1 protein-coding gene is annotated in these 1,070 nt (G+C 54.6%); it reads right to left on the minus strand.

Features of this window, described 5'->3' with window-relative positions; genetic code table 11:
* The coding region (tuf, locus tag BUB38_RS15695) for an elongation factor Tu (RefSeq protein WP_073161661.1) at window positions 1-1,070 on the minus strand (1,070 nt) is incomplete at its 3' end.

Consider the following 1,070-nt stretch of genomic DNA (forward strand, 5'->3'; position numbering starts at 1 on the left):
ACGGTGTCACCCGGGGTCACCATTTCGACACCTTCCGGCAGCTGGATGGTACCAGTAACGTCGGTGGTGCGGAAGTAGAACTGGGGACGATAGCCGTTCATGAACGGAGTGTGGCGACCACCTTCGTCCTTAGTAAGAACGTAGATTTCAGCCTTGAATTCGGTGTGCGGAGTCACAGACTTGGGAGCTGCGAGCACCATACCGCGGGAAATGTCCTTCTTTTCAGCGCCGCGGAGGAGGAGACCAACGTTGTCACCAGCCTGAGCGTCGTCGAGGAGCTTACGGAACATTTCAACACCGGTAATAACGTATTCGGCAGTTTCGCCGAGACCGATGCGTTCGACCTTGTCGTTCAGATGAACAACACCGCGTTCGATACGGCCGGTAGCAACGGTACCACGACCGGTAATGGTGAACACGTCTTCGATCGGCATGAGGAACGGCTTTTCAGTTTCACGAGCCGGCAGCGGAATGTATTCGTCGCAAGCAGCCATGAGTTCCATGATCTTGTCCTGGTATTCTGCGTCGCCTTCGAGAGCCTTGAGTGCAGAACCGCGAATGATCGGAGCGTTGTCGCCGTCAAATTCGTACTTGGAGAGCAGGTCGCGAACTTCCATTTCGACGAGGTCGAGAAGTTCAACGTCATCAACCATGTCAACCTTGTTCATGAAAACAACGATCTTGGGCACGCCAACCTGGTGTGCGAGAAGGATGTGTTCACGAGTCTGGGGCATGGGACCGTCAGTAGCAGCAACGACGAGAATTGCGCCGTCCATCTGAGCAGCACCAGTAACCATGTTCTTGACGTAGTCAGCATGGCCCGGGCAGTCAACGTGTGCGTAGTGACGTGCAGCAGAAGTGTATTCCACGTGAGAGGTGTTAATCGTGATACCACGTGCCTTTTCTTCGGGAGCGTTGTCGATTTCATCGAAACGCTTTGCAGCAGCCAGGCCCTTAGCGGCGAGGGTGGTGCAGATAGCAGCGGTCAGAGTGGTCTTACCGTGGTCAACGTGGCCGATGGTGCCGATGTTGCAGTGCGGCTTACTTCTGTCAAAATGTTCTTTTGCCAT

Source organism: Fibrobacter sp. UWH5, assembly GCF_900142505.1.
Taxonomy (GTDB): domain Bacteria; phylum Fibrobacterota; class Fibrobacteria; order Fibrobacterales; family Fibrobacteraceae; genus Fibrobacter.